The sequence below is a fragment of the Massilia sp. Root133 genome (genome assembly GCF_001426525.1).
Lineage (GTDB): Bacteria > Pseudomonadota > Gammaproteobacteria > Burkholderiales > Burkholderiaceae_D > Telluria > Telluria orientalis.
The window spans coordinates 1-19,157 of sequence record NZ_LMEW01000033.1 but is presented as its reverse complement, the minus strand read 5'-3'; the positions used below and the strand labels follow the sequence as shown (position 1 = coordinate 19,157).

Below are 19,157 nucleotides of genomic sequence, written 5' to 3'. Positions count from 1 at the left end.
AGAACACCATGACGAAGAAACAGACCCTGGCGATCGCGCTGATGTGCGCGTTCGCCCTCCTCCTTGCCGGCCTGATGCTGTTTACGCGCCAGGATGCGGTCCCCACCAAAGATGCGCACGGTCACGACGACCGCGGCGCGGAAACCGGCGCAGCGGAAGACGCGGGCGCACGCGGCATCGCGATGACGGCGGCGCAGATCAAGGCCAACGGCGTCGCCCTCGACACGGCCGCTCCGGCCACCTTGCGGCAACGGCTGCACCTGCCCGCGCAAGTCAAAACCGACGCGGAACGCACCGTCGCGCTGGCCGCGCCCGCGCCGGGCATCGTGCAGGCCGTGCTCGTGGCGCCGGGCGCCCTGGTACGCAAGGGCCAGGCGCTGGTGACGATCCAGAGCCCGGCCGTCGCGCAGTGGCGTGCCGAGGCCGCCAGCGCGCGCCAGCGCCTGCAGCTCGCCCGCACGACGTATCAGCGCGAAAAGACGCTGTGGGACGAGCGTATCTCGGCCCGCCAGGATCTGGAAGCCGCGGCGACGGCGATGCAGGAAGCGGAGATCGCCGCGCAGGCCGCCACGCAGCGCCTGGCGGCCCTCGGCATCGAGGCGGGCGGCGGCGTGTCCAGCAGCGTGACGATGCGCGCACCGCTGAACGGCGTCGTTGTCGACAGGCCCGCCGTCGCGGGCCAGGCGGTCGACGAGACGAAGCCGTTGCTGACCATCGCCGACCTGTCGCACGTGTGGATCGAAGCGGCCGTGCCCGCCGACAGCCTGGGCCAGGTCGGCGCGGGCATGGCGGCCAAGATCAGCGTCGGCACGCAGCCGGGCGAGATCGACGGCACCGTCGCCTTCGTCGGCCCTGTCCTCGGCGAGACGACGCGCATGGCGACGGCACGCATCGTCCTGCCGAACCGCGACGCGCGCCTGCGGCCGGGCATGCTGGCCAGCGTCGACTTGATGGGGCCGCAGGCGCAGGTGCCGGTCACGGTCTCCGGCGATGCCATCCAGACAATCCACGAGCACAGCGTCGTGTTCGTCCGCACGAAGGCCGGATTCGCGCTGCGCGACGTCGTGCCCGGGCGCTCGGACGGCAAGCGGATCGAGATCGTGCGCGGGCTGGCGGCGGGAGACGTCGTCGCGGCCGGCGGCAGCTTCCTGCTGAAGGCGGACCTCGGCAAGAGCGAAGCCGAGCACGACGACTGACGAGGCGACCATGTTCCAACAACTTATCGCATTCGCCATCGCGCGCCGCTGGCTGGTCGTGCTCGCCGTCCTCGCCCTCGCCGGACTGGGCGTGGTTAACTACCAGCGCTTGCCGATCGACGCGGTGCCCGACATCACCAACGTGCAGGTGCAGATCAACACCGCGGCGCAGGGATACTCTCCGCTGGAAGTCGAGCAGCGCATCACCTTCCCCATCGAGTCGGCGATGAGCGGCCTGCCCAGGCTCGAGCAGACACGGTCGCTGTCGCGCTACGGCCTGTCGCAGGTCACCGTCGTCTTCAAGGAAGGCACCGACATCTATTTCGCCCGCCAGCTCGTGAGCGAGCGGCTGCAACAGGCGAAAAGCCGGTTGCCGGACCAGGCCGATCCCGCGCTGGGTCCGATCGCGACGGGCCTGGGCGAGATCTTTTACTGGACGGTCGAAGCGCGCCCGGACGCATTGAAACCGGACGGCACGCCCTATTCTCCGGCCGACCTGCGCGAGATCCAGGACTGGATCGTGGCGCCGCAACTGCGCGGCGTCGCGGGCGTGACGGAAGTGAACACCATCGGCGGCTACCTGAAGGAGTACCAGGTCGCACCGGACATGGCGAAGCTGACCGCGCGCGGGCTGTCGCTGGCGACCCTGGTCAATGCCATCGACCGCAACAACGTCAACGCGGGCGCCGGCTACATCGAGCGCGGTGGCGAACAATTCGTCGTGCGCACGCCGGGACAAGTGAAAACGCTGGAGGAGATTCGCAACATCGTGCTGGACGTCGTCGACGGCGCCCCCGTGCGCGTGCGCGACGTGGCCGACGTCGAACCGGGCCGCGAGCTGCGCACCGGCGCCGCCACGGAGAACGGTCGCGAGGTGGTGCTGGGCGCCGTCTTCATGCTGGTCGGCCAGAACAGCCGCGCCGTCGCGGACAGCGCGCGCCGCAAGCTGGACGAGGTCAACCGCTCGCTGCCGCCGGGCGTACAGGCCTTGCCCGTGTATGACCGCTCCGTGCTGGTGAACAAGGCGATCGGCACGGTCCGCAACAACCTCGTCGAAGGGGCGCTGCTCGTCATCGCGATCCTGTTCGCTTTTCTCGGCAATCTGCGCGCGGCGCTCGTCACGGCGCTCGTCATCCCGCTCACGATGCTGCTCGTGTTCACGGGCATGGTGCAGGCGGGCGTCAGCGCCAACCTGATGAGCCTCGGCGCGCTCGACTTCGGCATCATCATCGACGGCGCCGTCGTCATCGTCGAGAACTGCATCCGCCGACTCGGGATCGCCCAGGCCGAGGTCGGGCGGCCATTGACGGGCGCGGAACGCCGCACGGAGGTGGCGCTTGCGGCGGCGGAAGCGAGGCGGCCGCTGCTGTTCGGCCAGGTGATCATCATGACGGTCTACCTGCCGCTGCTCGCGCTGTCCGGCATCGAAGGCAAAATGTTCCACCCGATGGCGCTCACGGTCGTGATGGCGCTCGTCGGCGCGATGATCCTGTCGGTGACGTTCGTGCCGGCTGCCGTCGCACTGTTCGTCAGCGGCAACGTGGCCGAACACGACAACCGCCTGATGCGCAAGGCGCGCGACTGGTACCGGCCGCTGCTGGACTGGACCCTGCGCAACCGCCCCGTCGCCCTGACGTTCGCCGTGCTCTCCGTGCTGTTGACGGGCCTGCTGGCGACGCGCCTCGGCACCGAATTCGCGCCGAACCTGAACGAGGGCGATCTGGCCGTGATGACCTTGCGGATTCCCGGCACGAGCCTGCAGCAATCGGTGGCGATGCAGCAGAAGCTGGAGACCGCCCTGCTGCGCGAATTTCCCGAGATCGAACGCGTGTTCGCGCGCATCGGCACGGCCGAGGTGGCGACGGACCCCATGCCGCCGAACGCGGCCGACAGTTATTTGATCCTGCGTCCGGAAAACCAGTGGCCGACGCCGAGACGAACGCATGCCGGGCTCGTGGCCGCGATCGCGGAAGCGGCCAACCGCATCCCCGGCAACAACTACGAGTTCTCGCAACCGATCCAGTTGCGCTTCAACGAGCTGATCTCGGGCGTGCGCAGCGACGTGGCCGTGAAAGTCTTCGGCGACGACACGGCGACCATGCTCGCGACGGCCCAGCGCATCGCGCAGGTGCTCGATCGGCTGCCGGGCGCCGTCGAAGTCAAGATCGAGCAGACGGAAGGTTTACCGGCGCTGACCCTGGCCGTCGACCGCATCAAGGCCGCGCGCTACGGCCTGAACGTGGCGGACGTGCAGGAAGCGTTCGGCACGCTCGTCGGCGGCCGCGACGTGGGCACCGTGTTCGAAGGCGACCGCCGCTTCGCGATCACGGTGCGCCTGCCGGAAGGGGCGCGCAACGATGTCGACACGCTGCGGCGCCTGCCGATCTCGCTGCCTGCACGCGATGGGCGGGCCGCCAGCATTCCGCTGTCCGAGATCGCCACCTTGGACTTCGTGCCGGAAGCGAACCAGATCAGCCGCGAGAACGGCAAGCGCCGCATCGTCGTCACGGCCAACGTGCGCGGGCGCGATCTCGGGTCGTTCGTCGCCGCGCTGCAAGCCGATTTGAACAAGTTGAACGTGCCGGCGGGCGTGTGGCTGAGTCTCGGCGGGCAATTCGAGAACCTGCAGGCCGCGGGCCAGCGCCTGGCGCTCGTCGTGCCGGCCGCGCTGGCGCTCGTGTTCGCGCTGCTGTACCTGATGTTCGGCAGCGTCAAGGATGGCCTGCTCGTGTTCAGCGGCATCCCGTTCGCCATGACCGGCGGCGTGCTGGCGCTGTGGCTGCGCGGATTGCCGTTGTCGATTTCGGCGGCGGTCGGCTTCATCGCGCTGTCCGGCGTGGCCGTGCTGAACGGGCTCGTGATGCTGACGTTCGTGCGTTCGCTGCGCGATCAGGGACACACGGCGTCGGAGGCCATGCGCGAAGGGGCGCAGGTACGTTTGCGCGCAGTGCTGATGACGGCGCTCGTCGCCTCGCTGGGCTTTTTGCCGATGGCGCTGGCGACGAGCACGGGCGCGGAGGTGCAGCGGCCGCTGGCGACGGTCGTCATCGGCGGCATCCTGTCGTCGACGGCGCTGACCCTGTTGATCCTGCCCGCCTTGTACACGTGGGCGCACGGAAGTTCACGCGATCCGGCGAATCGTTGAGCGTCACGATGCGGCCGTCCGGTACGCCATCCGGACCGGCCGCACCTGTGGCAGACTTTGTCATCGCTGACTGACACAGAATGGACACGCACATGGACATCGGACGGATCGAAGCCCTGGCCCTGCGCCCCAGCCTGGCCGCGCCACCCGTGCGCGTGGATGGCGTGAGGGCCATCGCATTCCAGGGACTGGACGGCGACGTGCACGCCGACCCGCTGTCGCCGCGCCAGCTGCTGCTGGCCGGCACGGACGCGTACCACGCGTTCGCGCTGCCGCCGCACACGCTGCGCGAGAACCTGCTCGTGGACGTCGACACGTCGCGGCTCGTCTCCGGCACCGTGCTGCAGGTCGGCGACAGCGCCCTGCTGCGGCTGATGTTCCAGTGCGAAGCGTGCGGGCACCTGGATGCGCACCACCTGGGCCTGTCGACGCGCATCGGCACACGGCGCGGCATGCTGGCACGCGTGCTGCGCGGCGGCGAGATCCGGCCGGGCGACCGGATCCGGGTGGCGGGCGCGCCGCTTCCGGCCTGGTCGGACGACTGGCGCGAGCGCATCGTCCACGTGCTCGATACACTGCCGCCCGCCAGCGTGATCACGTATAAGCGGCTGGCCCAGCTGGCCGGCATCGCGTCGAGTTATTGCCGCGCCTTCCCGGGCATGATCGCCCGGCTGGGGCCGCGCTACGCGGGCAAGGCGGTGCCCTCGCAATCGGATATCGACCTGCCGCGCTGGGATGGACGCGGGCTGTTCGATCCCGCGCCGGTGGAACGGTTGTTTTCCGCCGAGGTCGTGCCTTAGGCTTGCCCGTCAGGCCAGCTGTTCGATCGGCTGCAGGGCGTAGCGGACGTCGTCGCGATCATCCGCCTGTGGTCCGGTGACGAGATAGGCATCCCAACCCAGTCTCCCGCTCGGCGCGGGGCCGAGGACGGTGCTGCGGACCTCTTCTCCGCGCAGGATCAGTTCGACCTCGTATTCGAGCGTGATGCCGGCCAGCAGGCCCAGCAGGCTTTTGAGGGCGCGCGCCGCAAGGCCGCCCGGCAGGAACGACGAAAAACCGGCGTGGTCCAGCGGACCCACCACGACGCGCAGGCGCAGGTCGCGCTGCCATACGCGGTCGCCGGCCATCGCGCTCGTCCCCAGCATGGCGGTGGGGTGGCCGAGGACGGTCTGCTGGGCGGGCGGCACGTCGTACCAGGCCCCGACGAATTGCTCGATGCGCACCGGGTGGTCGAAATACTCGGACAGCACGCGCCCCATCTGCACGGCCGAGGGCGGGCGCTGGCGGATCGACGCGGCGAAATAGCCGATCGATTCGTCCAGCAGCGCGCCGTCCCTGTGGTGCGTCAGGCGCCGGCGCAGCGCATCGTGGCCGAGCCCTGCCAGTGCCAGCAGCAGCGGCAGGAAGGTGTCCTGGCCGTCGAGCTGATATTTGAAGTGCAGACGGTATTTGCGCCAGGCTGCGTAGAACAGGGCCAGCGAGCGGTTCGAGAACGTGTCCAGCAGGGCGCGTGGACCTTCGTCGGACTGGCGCTGCTGGTGGTCGGCGATGCGCTCCGTGTAATGGGCCGGCAGCACGCCGGTGGCGCTCAACAGGCCCATGAAGGAGGGGGTGACGCGGATGTAGCTGAGTCTTGCTTCCTGCAATGCCTTGCCGAGCGCGTGCGCACCGCGGTCGAGGTCGCGCGGCTCGGGCTGGATGGCTTCCAGCTGGCTGGCCGGAAATCCCAGCGACGTCGAGTTCTGGAAGCGCACGTAATGCGCGATGGCGTCGTGCTGGGGGCTACCGTGCCGCTTGAGCCAGAGCTCGAGCATGCGCACGGCCTGGAAGTACTCGAAACGATAGGGTTCCCTGAACAGGCGCTCGATTACAGCAGGCTCAAATCGCCGCTTCTCGGTAGGCATTTCAATAATTCCTCTCCGGTTTTATTGGACACCACCACCAGTTGCGTGAAGCTGTTGGCGTGCACGTACAGGGCGAGAAACCGTTCGATGATGTGGGCGAATGCATAGATGCCGCTGCCAACGAAGGCTTCCTCGTCAATGAGGATGCGCACCTCCACGCCGCGCACGAGGCAGGTGAACGGATTGCCCGCCATCCAGGCGCTGGCGGCGCGTTGTTCGATGCCGGCAATGCCGCCGATCTGGCGCTGCGACGATGGCGAACGGGGCAGGTCGTACAGGGCGAGCATCTCGCGGAAGGCATCGACGCCGCCGTTTGCCAGTGACAAATGGTTCAGCGTCAGGTGCGAGATCAGGCGCCAATGGGCGCTGCGGGCGCTCTCGAAGCGGTAGGTGATGGTGGGCTTGCGCAGGAAGTTGATCGTCTTCATGCTCGAGCCGCCTTCGAGGAACAAATCGCCGCCGAGCTGGCCATAGGAGAGTGAGGCCGGCAGGTCGCGGTTGCTACAGATGAGTTGGATGTTCAGCGTTTGCGTCTCGACGGCGGCCGGATCGAAGTCGATGTCGACGATGGCGATCTGCGTCTCGTAGCCGGGGCTGCGCTCGGCCAGCGTCTCGTCGCGCCGCAGCACCCAGTAATGCCCGTTCTGCTCGGGCGTCTGGGCGTGCTTGAGCGAGTAAAACGGGTGGAATTCGACGACGGTTTCTCCCTGCGGCGTCTGGCGCACGAGGTTGACGGATTCGATGGATTGCACTTCGTAGGCGAAGGCGCGGCGCGCGTCGGCCAGCACGGGGTAGCTGGCGCTCGCGTGGGTCAGGCGGATCGGCTCGCCGCGCTGCGGGAACAGGTTGATGACGGGCGTGCAGCCGAGCAGCAGGTTATTGGTCGACAGCGTGCCGAGCATGCGCGCCGTGTTCGAATCCGCGCGCAGGCCCGCCAGCGCCAGGTGCAGCGTCACCGTCGTCGCGCCGGCTGCCAGCGCGGTCGGCAGCGCGGCCATGAGTGCGGCCAGGTCGATGTCGAAGAAGTTGAACTTGTCGGGGAAGCAGAAGTACTCCGTCAGCAGGCGGTAAGCGGTATGCGAACGCGCGGGAAAATCGATCAGCGCTTCGTCGTCGGCGAAGCCGGCGGGCTCGATCGGGATCGCGCCCAGGGGAAACCAGCGGCCATTGCGATCCGCCTCGACGTACGCGCCCACGGCCCGCATGAACAACGTGTCGCGCAACGCCGCGCAGAATGACGGTTCGCCATCGATGAACACGCGCAGGCGCGGCAGGGCCAGCCGGCCGAGGCGCAACTGGTCGGCCGTGGCGGTGAGCGTCAGGCTCAGGCCGGAGCCCGCGCCTTCCGGCAGGCGCACGGCTTCCGGATGGTCGATGATGGCGGAGAACGCGGCCCTGGTGAGCGCAAGCGGCGCGACGGTGACGGGATAGACGGTGCGGAACGTGCAGGCGGCGCCGCGCACGGGTCGCGTAGTCAGCGCGGTGCCGCGCGGGAGGACGCTGATGCCCGTCTGCTGGTTGGCGGTCCCCCCGAAATCCATGTGGGCGATCGAACAGGAGGGAAACGGGCGCAGGTAATGGGGGTACAGGACGTCGAACAGCGCTTCCGTGAATTCGGGATAGTCGTCGTCGAGCCGCTTCGCGATACGCGCGTTCAGCAGCGCGAACGATTCGATCATGCGTTCGGTGTGCGGGTCTTCGCACACTTCGCCGCTGATGAGCAGGCGGCCCGCGATCTTCGGATAGCGCTCGGCGAATTCGCGCAGGTGACGGCGCAAGTAGCCGAGCTCGCGCTCGTAATACGGTAGCAATTGTTCCAAGCTTAGCCTCGCGCGGACGCGGCCGGCGACGTCCTGCCCGCCTTGTTGATGCTGTACTGTAGGGTCGACGGCTGCAGCAGCGCGTCGAAATTGACCGGTTCTTCCGATGCGCTGGCGACGAGCACCGCCGTGATCGAAAACTTCAGGCGGTTCACCGCACTCTCGTCGCGCACTTCGAGTACCGCCTTCACGTTGCGCAGGCGCGGTTCATGGCGGGCGATGGTCTTTTCGAGGCAGTCGCAGATGTAAGCGCGGTCGCTCGGGCTCGACAGCGAGCGGTCGGCGAAATCCGTCAAGCCGTAGGTCACGAGCGACTCGCTGCACTCGGGGAAACCCTGCAGTGAATTTTCGGGAATGACGGAGCGCGTGTTCAATAACGCCTCGAGGTCGCGCGCGACGGCATCCTTGAAATCCTCGGTGGTGATGCGCGAGACGGTGGCGTTACCGGCGCCGCGCACCGATGTGCCCAGCAGACGGTCGAAAAAACCAGGCGTGAATCCTTCCATCGAACTCCTCCATGCCGGCAGCGCAAGCCGGCATCTTCACACAGTCAGGCGCGAAAAAATAGTTCAGTTGGGAATGACCCACGGTTACTTTGAGCAGTAGCAAAACTGCAGGTCATAGCAGAAAAAAAACCGTCACGAAGGACTAAGGTGATCGACTTGGGACAAGTCAATGACTGGAGGACATGCATGACGAGCACGATGATCGGCAACATGGCCAGCAAGGTATTGTGGGGAGAGGGGCTGCTCCTGCGTCCGCAGCATTTCCAGCGCCAGGACCAGTACCATGAACACCGCCTGTACAAGAGCATCCGGGCGGTACACCCGTATGCCTGGGGCATCGAAACGCTGCAGATCGACCGCGAGGCACTGTCCGGCAACGTCTTGCGCATCCTCGAACTCGCGCTGCGCTTCCAGGACGGCGAACTGGTCGATGCGCCCGGTGCCGACGAATTGCCCGACACCGTCGACCTCAGCCAGTTGCCGCAATCCCAGCAAACCGTCACGTATTACGCCGCCCTGCCCGGCCTCAAACCCTTCAGCGGCAATTTCGCCCAGCCGGGTCAGCCGACCAAGACGGTCCGCTTCGTGCAAACCAATGAGGAAACGCCCGACCTCTACACGCAAGCGGCGCCGGCGTCCGTGTCCTACCTCAGGAAAACCGTGCGTCTCGTTCCGGAATTCGAGCCACGCGACGCCTACCTCAGCTTTCCGGTGCTGCGCCTGCGGCGCGCCCCGTCCGGCGGCTTCGAGCTGGACCCGTCCTTCCTGCCGCCCAGCCTGTCGGTGGGTGCCGCACCCGCCCTGTTCCAGCAAGTGCGCCGCCTGCTCGAGGCGCTGCAGGCCAAGGTGAGTTCGCTGTATGGCCACCACCGCGAGCCGAGCCGCAACGTGATCGAATTCCGTTCCGGCGACATGTCGTCGTTCTGGTTATTGCACACCGCCAGTTCCGCGTGCGCATCGCTGTCCCACTACCTGCACCATCCCGACCTGCACCCGGAACGCCTGCACGAACAATTGCTGGGCGTGGGCGGCGCGCTGATGACGTTTTCGAAAAGCTGGACGCTGACCGACCTGCCGGTGTACCAGCACGCCGATCCCGGCCCCGGCTTTGCCAAGCTGTTCCAGATCATCCGCGAATTGCTCGACACCGTGATCTCGTCGAAATACTTCGCCATCGTCCTGAACGAAGTGCGGCCGTCGTACCACCACGGCATGCTCGACTCCGGCAAGATCGACGACAAGACGACCTTCTACGTCGCCGTCTCGGCCGACATCCCGACCCTGGAACTCGTCGACACCGTGCCGCTGCGTTTCAAGGTCGGCGCGCCGGACGACGTCGAGAAATGCGTGCTGTCGGCCCTGCCCGGCGTGCGCCTGCAATACGCGCCACAACTGCCCGCCGCCGTGCCGGTGCGCCCCGACACGTGCTATTTCATCCTCGATGCCAAGGGGCAAATGTACGAGCGCATGCTGCAGGCGCAATCGATGGCGATCTACGTGCCGTCGGGGATGAAGGGGCTGAAGCTGGAACTGCTGGCTGTCGCTGCTTGATCCCGCGCTGCATATTCCTCATTGAACTCAGCGCAGGCCAGCAGGCACCATCGACAACCTTTGACGCCACGCCATCATGTCGACACCTCTCACCGCCGAACCGCTCCCCGCCTCGGATACAGTGGCCGTCTGGATCAAGCCGGCCTTCATCGCCGCCGCCGTCTTCGTCGCCTGCTGGGGCGGCGCGATCGTCTGGTGGCGCGCGAGTGCGCGCGCGTCCGCCACGTCGGAATGGATGCTGTTGCTGTTCGGCCTGCCCGTAGCCCTGCTGCTGGCGGGCTTCATCGGACACAAATGGATCGCGCAACGCAGCACCGCCATCCAGGCCGACGCGCTGCCGGCCATACCCGCGCGCCCGGCCAGCGCCGCCACGCGCCCGGTGCAGGCGCAGCACCTGGCGATTCTCGCGACGGCACTGCGCGCCCCGCAGGGTGCATCGGCCGAACAACTGGCGGCCGCCATCGCGGACAACAAGGCACGCCCGGATCTGGACCGGGCCCTCGTCGACGACGACGGTTTCCCCGTGCTGTGCGCCCGCTGCGAGGACGCATACGACGAGGCGTTGCGGGAAGACGTCACCGACTGGCTGGCGGCGCACGGAGGCAATGACGCAAACTTCAGCGACGAGCAGTGGCGTGCGTTGACGCTGGCCAGCAGCGTGGTTGCGGAACTCGCGGGACGGGCCGCGATCGAGTGGACCGTGCGCGACGATGCCATGCCCGGGCTCCAGGTGCTGCCGCTGCTGCCGGCGGATTGGTCCGAGCGGCAGCGCGATGCCGCTGCGGCGTGGCTGCGGCATGCGGCGGCGCAGGCCGGATGGCGTGGCCAGATCGGCGCGGCCATGTGCGGCACCGATCCTGTGACCGACATTACTGCGGCCGGCGCAGCGCCCGGTGTCACGCTCGTGGTGGCGGCAGCGTCGCATGTGAGTGAGGCAACCGTCGCGCGCTGGGCATCGGAACAGGTCTTGTTCACGTCCGCGCAGCCGCAGGGGATGATGCCGGGCGAGGGCGCCGCCGGCATGTTACTGGGCAGCGCGGTGCTGGCAGGAGCATCCGATGGCCAGGCGGTGGCGCTGCTCGCGCCGCTCGCGGAAGTGCAGGTCGCGGAGCCGGCCGACGGGCGCAGGCGCGACGCCGAGCGCGTGCTCGCGCGACTCGTCGAGCGCACGCTCGCCGATGCAGGTGCCGATGCGGATGGCGTGGCGATGATCGTCGCCGATACCGGTCACCGGTCGCGGCCTGTGTACGAGTTGATGGAATATGCGGCCACGACGATGCGGCAGCTCGACGGCAGCGAGGACATCGTACGTGTAGGGGCGTCGAGTGGCGCTTGCGGCGTCGTCCCGTTCGTGACGGCGCTCGCGCTGGGGGCGTACTACGCGGGCGTGCGCCGGGCGCCGGTGCTGTGCCTCGCCAACGAGATGCCGGGCCGCCGCATCGCCACGCTCGTGCACCCTGTGGATTGAACTCTCAGCGGGCCGGCGCGCGCCATGCCTGCGTGCGGCCCAGCACGTGGCTGTCGATGGATCCCTTCCTGGCCAGCTGGCCGCCGATGCCGAAGTTCAGCAGGCAGACATCCTCGTCTTCGTTTTCCCGTCCTTGAAAGCGGCGTGCCCACGGATCGCGCGTTGTGTCTTCCTGCGCGGGACGGCGTGCCACTGCGGCCGTCTGCGCTGGGCGGCCTGGTTGCGCCGGTTCGTCGAGCAGGGCGGCATGCCGGCCGCTGGCGCTGCAGGAGACGAGTGAGCAGACGTTCACGCCTTGCGCAAATGCGGGTAGCGGCATGAGAAGCGCGACGGCTGCCAGCGGGAGGAGCTTCCTGATCAAACCGGATGTCATGGTCTGCACCTTGTCGATGACGATGCGGCCACTCTAGCGGGTTGCGCGCGCCGGTCGATGTCCGATTGTGTCGGGTGCGCGTCCCGACACATGCGCTTGCAAAAATCCTGCGCTACCATGAGTCCCATATTTCAACGTATGAAGGGGACGACACATGATTTATCAAGGCAGCTGCCACTGCGGCCAGGTGGCGTATGAAGTGGAGGGCGAGATCCAGGGTGCCCTCGCCTGTAATTGTTCGATGTGCCAGCGCAAGGGATCGCTGCTCTGGTTCGTGCCGCGTGCGCAGTTCCGCCTGCGCACGCCCGAGGACGCGGCCGCGACCTACACGTTCAACAAGCACGTCATCCAGCACCGCTTCTGTCCCACGTGCGGCATCCATCCGTATGCGGAAGGAGTCGATCCGAAGGGGAATCCGATGGCGGCCATCAACCTGCGCTGCATCGAGGGCATCGATCTCGATGCGATTCCCGTGCAGCACTTCGACGGCCGCGACGCCTGACCATCAGTTCAGGCGCGGCGCGATCACGAGTTCCGGCTGCGGCCGCGGCGCATGGGCGGACAGCTCCGCCGGCGCCACTTCCTGCGGCAGCGCAACGATGCGTTCCCACAGCGCGAAGCCGGCCGTGCGGTTGGCCTTGCTGAGCTGGTAGGCGGGCAAGGCGTCCATGCCGTGGGCCATCCACAGCGCTTCGTACGAGGGCTTCAGGCGCGCGTCATGCCAGGCTTCGGAGAGGGGCGCGAAGGTTTCCTGCAGGACGGCCGCCGTGCTGCGCATGCGCACCCAGCGGTGGTTCAGCCAGCCGTTTTCTTTTTCGACTGGGTTCAGGAAGCGCTCGATCACCTGGCGCGCCGCCTCTTCCCCGCTGCGGCTCATCACGTCGATGGCGGCGCGCGTCATGTTCAGGTTCAGCCCACCCTCTTTTTTCGTATGGCGGATCTGCACGACGCGGTCGCGGTAGCCCGGGGTGCGCTTCAGGGCTTCGTCGCGCCACGTGCGGATCGTGCGCAGGATGGCGCCCGCGAAGCGCGGCAGCGACGGGCGGCCGTCGGTGTCGTCGACCGGCATGTACGCGGCCGTCACGCCGGTGTTGTTGTTCGTCGGGAGAGACACGCGCGCGTCGAACGGATCGTCGTCGGCCAGGTCGTCCTGCAGGGTGACGCCGAAGGTCGGACGGGTCGGGAGGATGTTGTCGAAAAAATGGATCGGGAAGTTGCTGGTCAGGCCGCCGTCCGAGAACCAGACGCGCAGCAGGTCGACGCCGTCCCCATGCACCGGCAGCGCGCGCAGGCGGTACAGGGGCACGGCTTGCAGCAGTACGGGAAAACTGAGGCTCATGCGCGCGGCCACCACGAGCGGCAGGTCGTCCGGATCGGGCATGAAGTAGTAATCCTCGCCACCGGTGTTCATGCGTTCCAGTACGGTCACCGTGCGTGCGCCGTGGCGCGTATGGCGCGAGTGCGCCGTCATCCAGTCGACGATCGCGGGCGGGAACAGGGCGGCCATTTCCGAGGCGCGGAACACGAGGTCGGCGCTCGAATGCGGCAGGCGGTGTGCGCGCAGTTCGGAGAGGCCCGTCGTCATCAGGGCCAGTTCGATCGGGGGCTCGGACGTGCGCAGCAGGCCGAACGTCAGCGGCGTGTCGAGTGGAAGGCCGGCGATGTCCTGCACGAGGCCATGCAGCCATTCCGTCAGCGCGGGCGGATTGTCCGCGGACGTGCGCAGGCCGGAGCAGATGCCGCAGCGGTTGGCGCGCAGCCCGCGCCACGCCGACCACGTGGCCTGCAGCAGCGCCCCGGCCAGCGCACCCACGAACATGCACAAGCCGAACCACAGGACGCTGGCGAGGCCGACGAGGGGCACGCTTGGCCAGTGTCCGCCGAGCAGGCTGCTGCTGATCAGAAAGCCCAGCAGCCACATGCCCCCGCCCACCACGGCACCGAACGGGAAATTCCACAGCATGGCGAAGGATAAATAGCCGCATGCCTTAGACTTGCTCGTTTCGTTGAGCGCCGCCGCGATCACGCGGAAGTGCGGACGCAGCGCGGCGCAGGGCTGGAACAGGGAGAACAGCCGGGTGTGCGCGCCGACGGCTTCCTGCAGGCTGCCGGGTAGCCGGGCCAGGAGATGAAAACCGTCGTCCTCACCCTGCCCGTCCTTGCGCACGCGGTTGCGCTTGAACTGGGCCGCCGCCGCCGCGATGGCCGCCACGGCGCCGACGCTCGTCCCGCCGATCGAGCGCAAGGTGAATTTTTCGGCCAGCCGCGCCACGAACGCGGGGTAGACCACGCCGGAGGTCACCCCGCCTTCCATCACGATATCGCATTCCTTGGGCAAAAAATCGCTCATCGCCGTCCGCCAGTGGTTGCCACAGTCGGGATTATGCGGTCTTTTGTGGAATGCTCTCCATATATTCGGGATGAAGCCGTGCCGCCATCGATCGTCTATTGCGTTTCCGGCGCATCGTCGTGCTCGTCGCCCGGCGCCACGTCGATTCGCCCGTACAGGCCGTGGTTTTCGTCGTCCGGGCCGGCGGCGAAGAACAGCGTGTCGATCGGTTGATCATTGAGACCGTTGCCGAACCCGATGCCCCACAGGCCGTCGATGTGGATTGCCTTGCCGTGCGGCTCCTTCAGGCGTCCCAGCCATTTACCGGTCGCGGGGTCGTAGGCATTGATCAGCCCATCGCCGAAGTTCCCGACCAGCAGGCGGTTGCTGAAGCGGCCGAAGCTGGCCGGCGCCAACGCAATGCCCCAGGGGGCGTTGAGCGCGCCGCCGGAAGCGAGGCGGCGCAGCAGGTGCCCGTCCGGATCGAACACGTCGACGAAGCCGAAGCCCGGGCCGGCCACGTCATCCTCGCGTTCCTCGTCCTGTTTCGCGTAGGTCACGTAGAGGTCGCCGTTGACGGCCTGGATGCCGAACGGCGCATAGCCCGCCGGCAGGCGTGGATCGCGGAACTTGCCGGGCAGGTAGACCGGCTTGAATGTGCTGTCGTAGACATCGACCTTGCCGTTGTGGAAGTCGGTGGCGTACAGCAGCGTGCCGCGGCCGTTGCCGCTGAGGGCGATGCCCTTGTAGATGGCATCGTGCGCGCTGTTGTCGATCACGCGGATGGCGTGCGTCGCGTCGACGTTGGGCGCCCACCCCGCGATGCCGCCATCCTCGCTTGCGAACAGGAAGCGGCTGGGACCGGATACGCCGCCCTTGGTCACGACGAAGCCCGGGCCGCCGTAGAACACGGTGCCCGTGGGGCTGCCAGTGGCGCCGCCCGGGCCGGGAATGGTGACCACGAGACTCTGCGGATTGCCATTGCCGTTGTAGAGGGTCGAGACGCCCGTGTGGTTATCGGCGACCCACGCCACGCCATAGGGATTGAACGCCAGTCCCCAGGCGTTCACGAGATTGGGATCGCGCTGCTCCGCCGGTACGGCTGCGCTGTCCGATACCAGGTTGCGCTGACGGTAGAAGTCGCTCGCGGATGCCTGGGATACCGCCGTCAAGGTCAGGACACCCAGGACACAGGCCAGGAATTTATAGAACTTTTCCATTTTCCATTCTCCGGTAAACGTTCGAAGGAAGCGCGCGCTAATGCCGATCTTGCGCGGGAGAGAATGGAAGGGATTTGAGGTAGCCTAAACGTACCCCGGATGGGTAGTTTCAGGCCGGCACGCCCACGATCACGCCGGACGCCTTGAACATCGCCGTGGCCGTCCGGCCCTCGGCCAGCTCGAGCGACCGCGCGCTCTCGTTGGTGATGATGGCGGCGATGCTGCCCCCGCCCGTCAGGTCGAGGACGACTTCCGTGTTGACGGCGCCCGGCATCAGGCGGGACACGGTGCCGGCGAGCTGGTTGCGGGCCGAGAAGCGCGCGCCCTCGCCTTCCGTCATGAGGATGATCGATGACGCCTTGACCAGCGCGAACGCCTGGGCGCCCGGTGCCAGGCCGAGGCCGGCCGTGCTCTCGTGCGTGACGATGGCGACGATTGTGTGGCCGCCGGCGATGTCGAGTTCGATCTCGTCGTTGACGGCGCCGGGCTGGACCCGGGAGACCGTGCCGAAGAACTGGTTGCGTGCGCTCGTTTTCATGTTCAGCCTGCTGATCAACGTAAGGTCGGCGGACAGGTTGCCGGCCTGTCCGTTGAGTTGTTCCACGAATTGCTGGTGGAGTTGCTCGAGCGCGCGAAAGTTCCTGACGAGTTGTTCGCCGCGCGCCGTCAGCCGCGTGCCGCCGCCGCCCTTGCCGCCGGCGACGCGTTCCACCAGCGCTTCGCCGGCCAGGTTGTTCATCGCGTCGATCGCGTCCCACGCCCCCTTGTAGCTCATGCCGACCGCTTTCGCGGCCTGGCTGATCGACCCCGTCTGGCCGATCGCGGCCAGCAGCTCCACCCGTCCCTGGCCGCCGAATTTTTCGCCGCCGACCGTCATCCAGACGGCGCCCTGCAGCGCGAAGCCTGCGTTGTCGTTTGCCACGATCTGTCCTGTTCCGTTTCGTTATATACTCTACTATATAGCGATAAAGAACTGGAGTCGACCATGAAGCAACTCGCCGGCGTGCTGGCCCTGATCGCGTGCCACGCCGCCCAGGCAGACGAGGTGCAAGTGGCGGTGGCCGCCAATTTCACCGCGCCGATGCAGAAAATCGCGGCGGCATTCGAACAGGACACGGGCCACAAGGCCGTCCTCGCGTTCGGCGCCACCGGCAAGTTCTACGCCCAGATCGTCAACGGCGCGCCGTTCGAGGTACTGCTCGCGGCCGACGACGAGACGCCGGCCAGACTGGAAGCGGAGCGCCGCACCGTGCCCGGCACGCGTTTTACCTATGCGACCGGCAAGCTGGCGCTGTGGTCCGCGAAGGACGGCTATGTCGACGGCCAGGGCCAGGTCCTCAAGACGGGCAACTATGCCCATCTCGCCATCGCCAATCCGAAGACGGCCCCGTACGGCGCGGCCGCCATCGAGACGCTGAACAAGCTGGGCGTCTATGACCGCGTGCAGGGCAAGCTCGTGCAGGGCGAAAACATCGCCCAGACGCACCAGTTCGTCAGCACGGGCAACGCGCCGCTCGGCTTCGTCGCGCTGTCGCAGGTCTATCGCGACGGCAGATTCGCGTCCGGCTCCGGCTGGATCGTGCCCGACAACCTGCACGGTCCGATCCGCCAGGACGCCGTCATCCTCGCCAGGGGCGGCGCCAATCCGGCCGCGAAGGCTTTGGCAAGCTATCTGAAATCGAACAAGGCCAGAGCGATCATCCGCTCGTACGGCTACGCATTGTGACCCTGGACGCCGCCGACTTCGCGGCCGTCCGCCTGACGCTGGAACTGGCGACCGTCGTGACCCTGCTGCTGCTGGCGATCGGCACACCGGTCGCATGGTGGCTCGCGCGCACGCGCTCGCGCCTGCGCCACGCGGTCGGCGCCGTCGTCGCGTTGCCCCTCGTGCTGCCGCCCACCGTGATCGGCTTTTACCTGCTGCTGCTGCTGGGGCCGAACGGTCCGGTCGGCAAGCTGACGGAGGCGCTCGGCATCGGATTATTGCCGTTCTCGTTCGGCGGCCTCGTGCTGGCGTCCGTGTGCTATTCCCTGCCCTTCGTCGTGCAGCCGCTGCAGAATGCGTTCGAGGCGATCGGCACGCGGCCGCTGGAAGTGGCGGCGACCCTGCGCGCGAGTCCGTGGGACACGTTCTGGTCGGTGGCGGTGCCGCTGGCGCGTCCCGGTTTCCTGTCCGGCGCCGTGCTCGGGTTCGCACACACGGTAGGCGAATTCGGCGTCGTGCTCATGATCGGCGGGAATATCCCGGACAAGACGCGCGTCGTCTCCGTGCAGATCTACGACCACGTCGAGGCGCTCGAATATGCGCAGGCGCACTGGCTCGCGGGCGGCATGCTGGCATTCAGCTTCATCGTGCTGCTGGCGCTGTACACCCTGTATCCGCAAACGATGAAAGGACGGCGCTGATGACGGACGGATTGCGCGTGCGCCTGCGCGTGGACCGCGGCGCGTTTCGATTGGACGTCGACCTCGACCTGCCCCTGCGCGGCATCAGCGCCCTGTTCGGCCATTCCGGCTCGGGCAAGACGACGGTCTTGCGCGCCATCGCCGGCCTGGAACGCGCGTCCGGCGGTGTCGTCGCGCTCGGCGATGAGGTGTGGCAGGACGATGCGCGTGGCGTGTTCGTCCCCGTGCACCGGCGGGCGATCGGCTACGTGTTCCAGGAAGCGAGCCTGTTCCCGCACCTGTCCGTGCGCGCCAACCTGGAGTTCGGCCGCAAGCGCGTGCCGGTGCACGAGCGCCGCTTTGCGCTGGAACCCGTGACGGCCCTGCTGGGCATCGAAAACCTGCTCGAGCGCCGGCCGGACGGTCTGTCGGGCGGCGAGCGCCAGCGCGTGGCGATCGCGCGCGCCCTGCTCGCGTCGCCGCGGCTGCTGCTGATGGACGAACCGCTGGCCGCGCTCGACCTGCGCCGCAAGCTGGAGATCCTGCCCTATCTGGAACGGATGCACGGGGAACTGGCGATCCCGATCGTCTACGTGAGCCATGCGCCGGACGAGGTCGCGCGGCTGGCCGATCACCTCGTGCTGCTGGACGACGGCAAGGCGGTCGCCAGCGGGCCGCTGTCGGAAACGCTGGCGCGCGTGGACCTGCCGCCCAGCTTCGCCGACGATGCCGGCGTGGTGCTGGACACGATCCTGGCCGGCCACGAGGAAGACGCGTTATCCCGCCTGGAATTCGCGGGCGGCGCGCTGTTCGTGGGCCGGCGTCGCGAAGCCGTCGGCACGCGCCTGCGCTGCCGTATCCACGCGCGCGACGTCAGTTTGGCGCTGGACCGTCCGCAAGGCACGAGCATCGTCAACCGGCTGCCGGCCGTGGTGACGGCAGTGTCCGCCACCGACACGCCTGGCCACGTGCTCGTGCAATTGCGGATGGGAGAATCGCCGCTGCTGGCCCGTATCACCGAACGCTCGCGCCGCGAGCTGGGCATCGCACCCGGGCTGCGGCTGTGGGTGCAGATCAAGGGCGTGGCGTTGTTAAACTAAAATTGCCCAGAACCGGGGTCAGAGCCCGGTTTCGGGCAATTTCCATAATTCGGGCTCTGACCCTGACCCTTCCCCACATATTTTTCTTGTAGGTGGACGGGGTTGCTGTTAGCTTCCGGTGAAAAAAGCTGGTGCATGCATAGCTGTGTTAGCCCTCTCT

At 67.4% G+C, this 19,157-nt stretch carries 16 protein-coding genes; 9 read left to right on the top strand and 7 right to left on the bottom strand.

Annotated features, from left to right (window positions below; genetic code table 11):
• Positions 1-8 precede the first annotated feature (8 nt).
• The 3 genes from ASD28_RS22510 to ASD28_RS22500 all read left to right on the top strand — a co-directional run bounded on the left by ASD28_RS22510 (position 9) and on the right by ASD28_RS22500 (position 5,141).
• Positions 9-1,196 carry an efflux RND transporter periplasmic adaptor subunit gene (locus ASD28_RS22510; protein WP_056133667.1) on the top strand — a complete coding sequence of 396 codons (1,188 nt, stop codon included), beginning with the start codon at positions 9-11 and terminating at the stop codon, positions 1,194-1,196.
• 10 nt (positions 1,197-1,206) lie between these two features.
• The gene (locus tag ASD28_RS22505) at positions 1,207-4,341 is read left to right on the top strand and encodes an efflux RND transporter permease subunit (protein WP_056133665.1); all 3,135 of its coding nucleotides are present in this window, start codon (positions 1,207-1,209) and stop codon (positions 4,339-4,341) included.
• 92 nt (positions 4,342-4,433) lie between these two features.
• A complete protein-coding gene (locus tag ASD28_RS22500) occupies positions 4,434-5,141 on the top strand; it encodes an MOSC domain-containing protein (protein ID WP_082579187.1) in 708 nt (235 codons plus the stop codon).
• A 9-nt stretch (positions 5,142-5,150) separates the two neighbouring features.
• On the opposite strand, the gene tssG is transcribed toward ASD28_RS22500, so the two are convergent.
• Genes tssG through tssE form a run of 3 tightly spaced genes read right to left on the bottom strand, consistent with a single transcriptional unit; the run spans position 5,151 to position 8,571 of the window.
• Positions 5,151-6,245, bottom strand: coding sequence for a type VI secretion system baseplate subunit TssG (gene tssG, locus ASD28_RS22495; RefSeq protein WP_056133659.1), 1,095 nt, complete (start codon positions 6,243-6,245; stop codon positions 5,151-5,153).
• Positions 6,209-8,065 carry a type VI secretion system baseplate subunit TssF gene (gene tssF / locus ASD28_RS22490; protein ID WP_056133656.1) on the bottom strand — a complete coding sequence of 619 codons (1,857 nt, stop codon included), beginning with the start codon at positions 8,063-8,065 and terminating at the stop codon, positions 6,209-6,211. Before tssF ends, tssG begins: the two co-directional genes overlap by 37 nt.
• A 2-nt stretch (positions 8,066-8,067) precedes the next feature.
• Positions 8,068-8,571 carry a type VI secretion system baseplate subunit TssE gene (gene tssE, locus ASD28_RS22485; protein WP_056133653.1) on the bottom strand — a complete coding sequence of 168 codons (504 nt, stop codon included), beginning with the start codon at positions 8,569-8,571 and terminating at the stop codon, positions 8,068-8,070.
• Between the two features lie 210 nt (positions 8,572-8,781).
• Here tssE and tssK point away from each other — a divergent pair, with 210 nt between their 5' ends.
• The gene (gene tssK, locus ASD28_RS22480) at positions 8,782-10,122 is read left to right on the top strand and encodes a type VI secretion system baseplate subunit TssK (protein ID WP_082577639.1); all 1,341 of its coding nucleotides are present in this window, start codon (positions 8,782-8,784) and stop codon (positions 10,120-10,122) included.
• 76 nt (positions 10,123-10,198) lie between these two features.
• On the top strand, positions 10,199-11,590 hold the full coding sequence (locus tag ASD28_RS22475) for a hypothetical protein (RefSeq protein ID WP_156650929.1): 1,392 nt from the start codon (positions 10,199-10,201) through the stop codon (positions 11,588-11,590).
• 4 nt (positions 11,591-11,594) lie between these two features.
• Here ASD28_RS22475 and ASD28_RS22470 read toward each other — a convergent pair whose 3' ends face one another.
• On the bottom strand, positions 11,595-11,963 hold the full coding sequence (locus ASD28_RS22470) for a hypothetical protein (protein ID WP_156650928.1): 369 nt from the start codon (positions 11,961-11,963) through the stop codon (positions 11,595-11,597).
• 154 nt (positions 11,964-12,117) lie between these two features.
• Between ASD28_RS22470 and ASD28_RS22465 the strand changes: the two genes are divergently transcribed.
• Complete coding sequence (locus ASD28_RS22465) at positions 12,118-12,465, top strand: GFA family protein (protein WP_056133644.1); 348 nt, start codon at positions 12,118-12,120, stop codon at positions 12,463-12,465.
• Positions 12,466-12,468: 3 nt separating this feature from the next.
• On the opposite strand, the gene ASD28_RS22460 is transcribed toward ASD28_RS22465, so the two are convergent.
• From ASD28_RS22460 to ASD28_RS22450, 3 genes are all read right to left on the bottom strand, one after another.
• Positions 12,469-14,313 (bottom strand): patatin-like phospholipase family protein, encoded by a 1,845-nt coding sequence (locus ASD28_RS22460; protein ID WP_056133641.1) that lies wholly within the window; start codon positions 14,311-14,313, stop codon positions 12,469-12,471.
• Between the two features lie 95 nt (positions 14,314-14,408).
• Positions 14,409-15,512 (bottom strand): TIGR03118 family protein, encoded by a 1,104-nt coding sequence (locus ASD28_RS22455; protein WP_056133639.1) that lies wholly within the window; start codon positions 15,510-15,512, stop codon positions 14,409-14,411.
• A gap of 109 nt (positions 15,513-15,621) precedes the next feature.
• The gene (locus tag ASD28_RS22450) at positions 15,622-16,389 is read right to left on the bottom strand and encodes a TOBE domain-containing protein (protein ID WP_056134753.1); all 768 of its coding nucleotides are present in this window, start codon (positions 16,387-16,389) and stop codon (positions 15,622-15,624) included.
• Positions 16,390-16,497: 108 nt separating this feature from the next.
• Between ASD28_RS22450 and modA the strand changes: the two genes are divergently transcribed.
• From modA to modC, 3 genes are read left to right on the top strand one after another with little or no spacing between them, the layout of a single operon-like run.
• Positions 16,498-17,238, top strand: coding sequence for a molybdate ABC transporter substrate-binding protein (gene modA, locus ASD28_RS22445; protein WP_056133635.1), 741 nt, complete (start codon positions 16,498-16,500; stop codon positions 17,236-17,238).
• The gene (modB, locus tag ASD28_RS22440; RefSeq protein ID WP_200949050.1) at positions 17,235-17,918 is read left to right on the top strand and encodes a molybdate ABC transporter permease subunit; all 684 of its coding nucleotides are present in this window, start codon (positions 17,235-17,237) and stop codon (positions 17,916-17,918) included. The genes modA and modB overlap by 4 nt, the downstream gene beginning before the upstream one ends.
• Complete coding sequence (gene modC / locus ASD28_RS22435) at positions 17,918-18,997, top strand: molybdenum ABC transporter ATP-binding protein (protein WP_056133628.1); 1,080 nt, start codon at positions 17,918-17,920, stop codon at positions 18,995-18,997. The genes modB and modC overlap by 1 nt, the downstream gene beginning before the upstream one ends.
• Positions 18,998-19,157 lie beyond the last annotated feature (160 nt).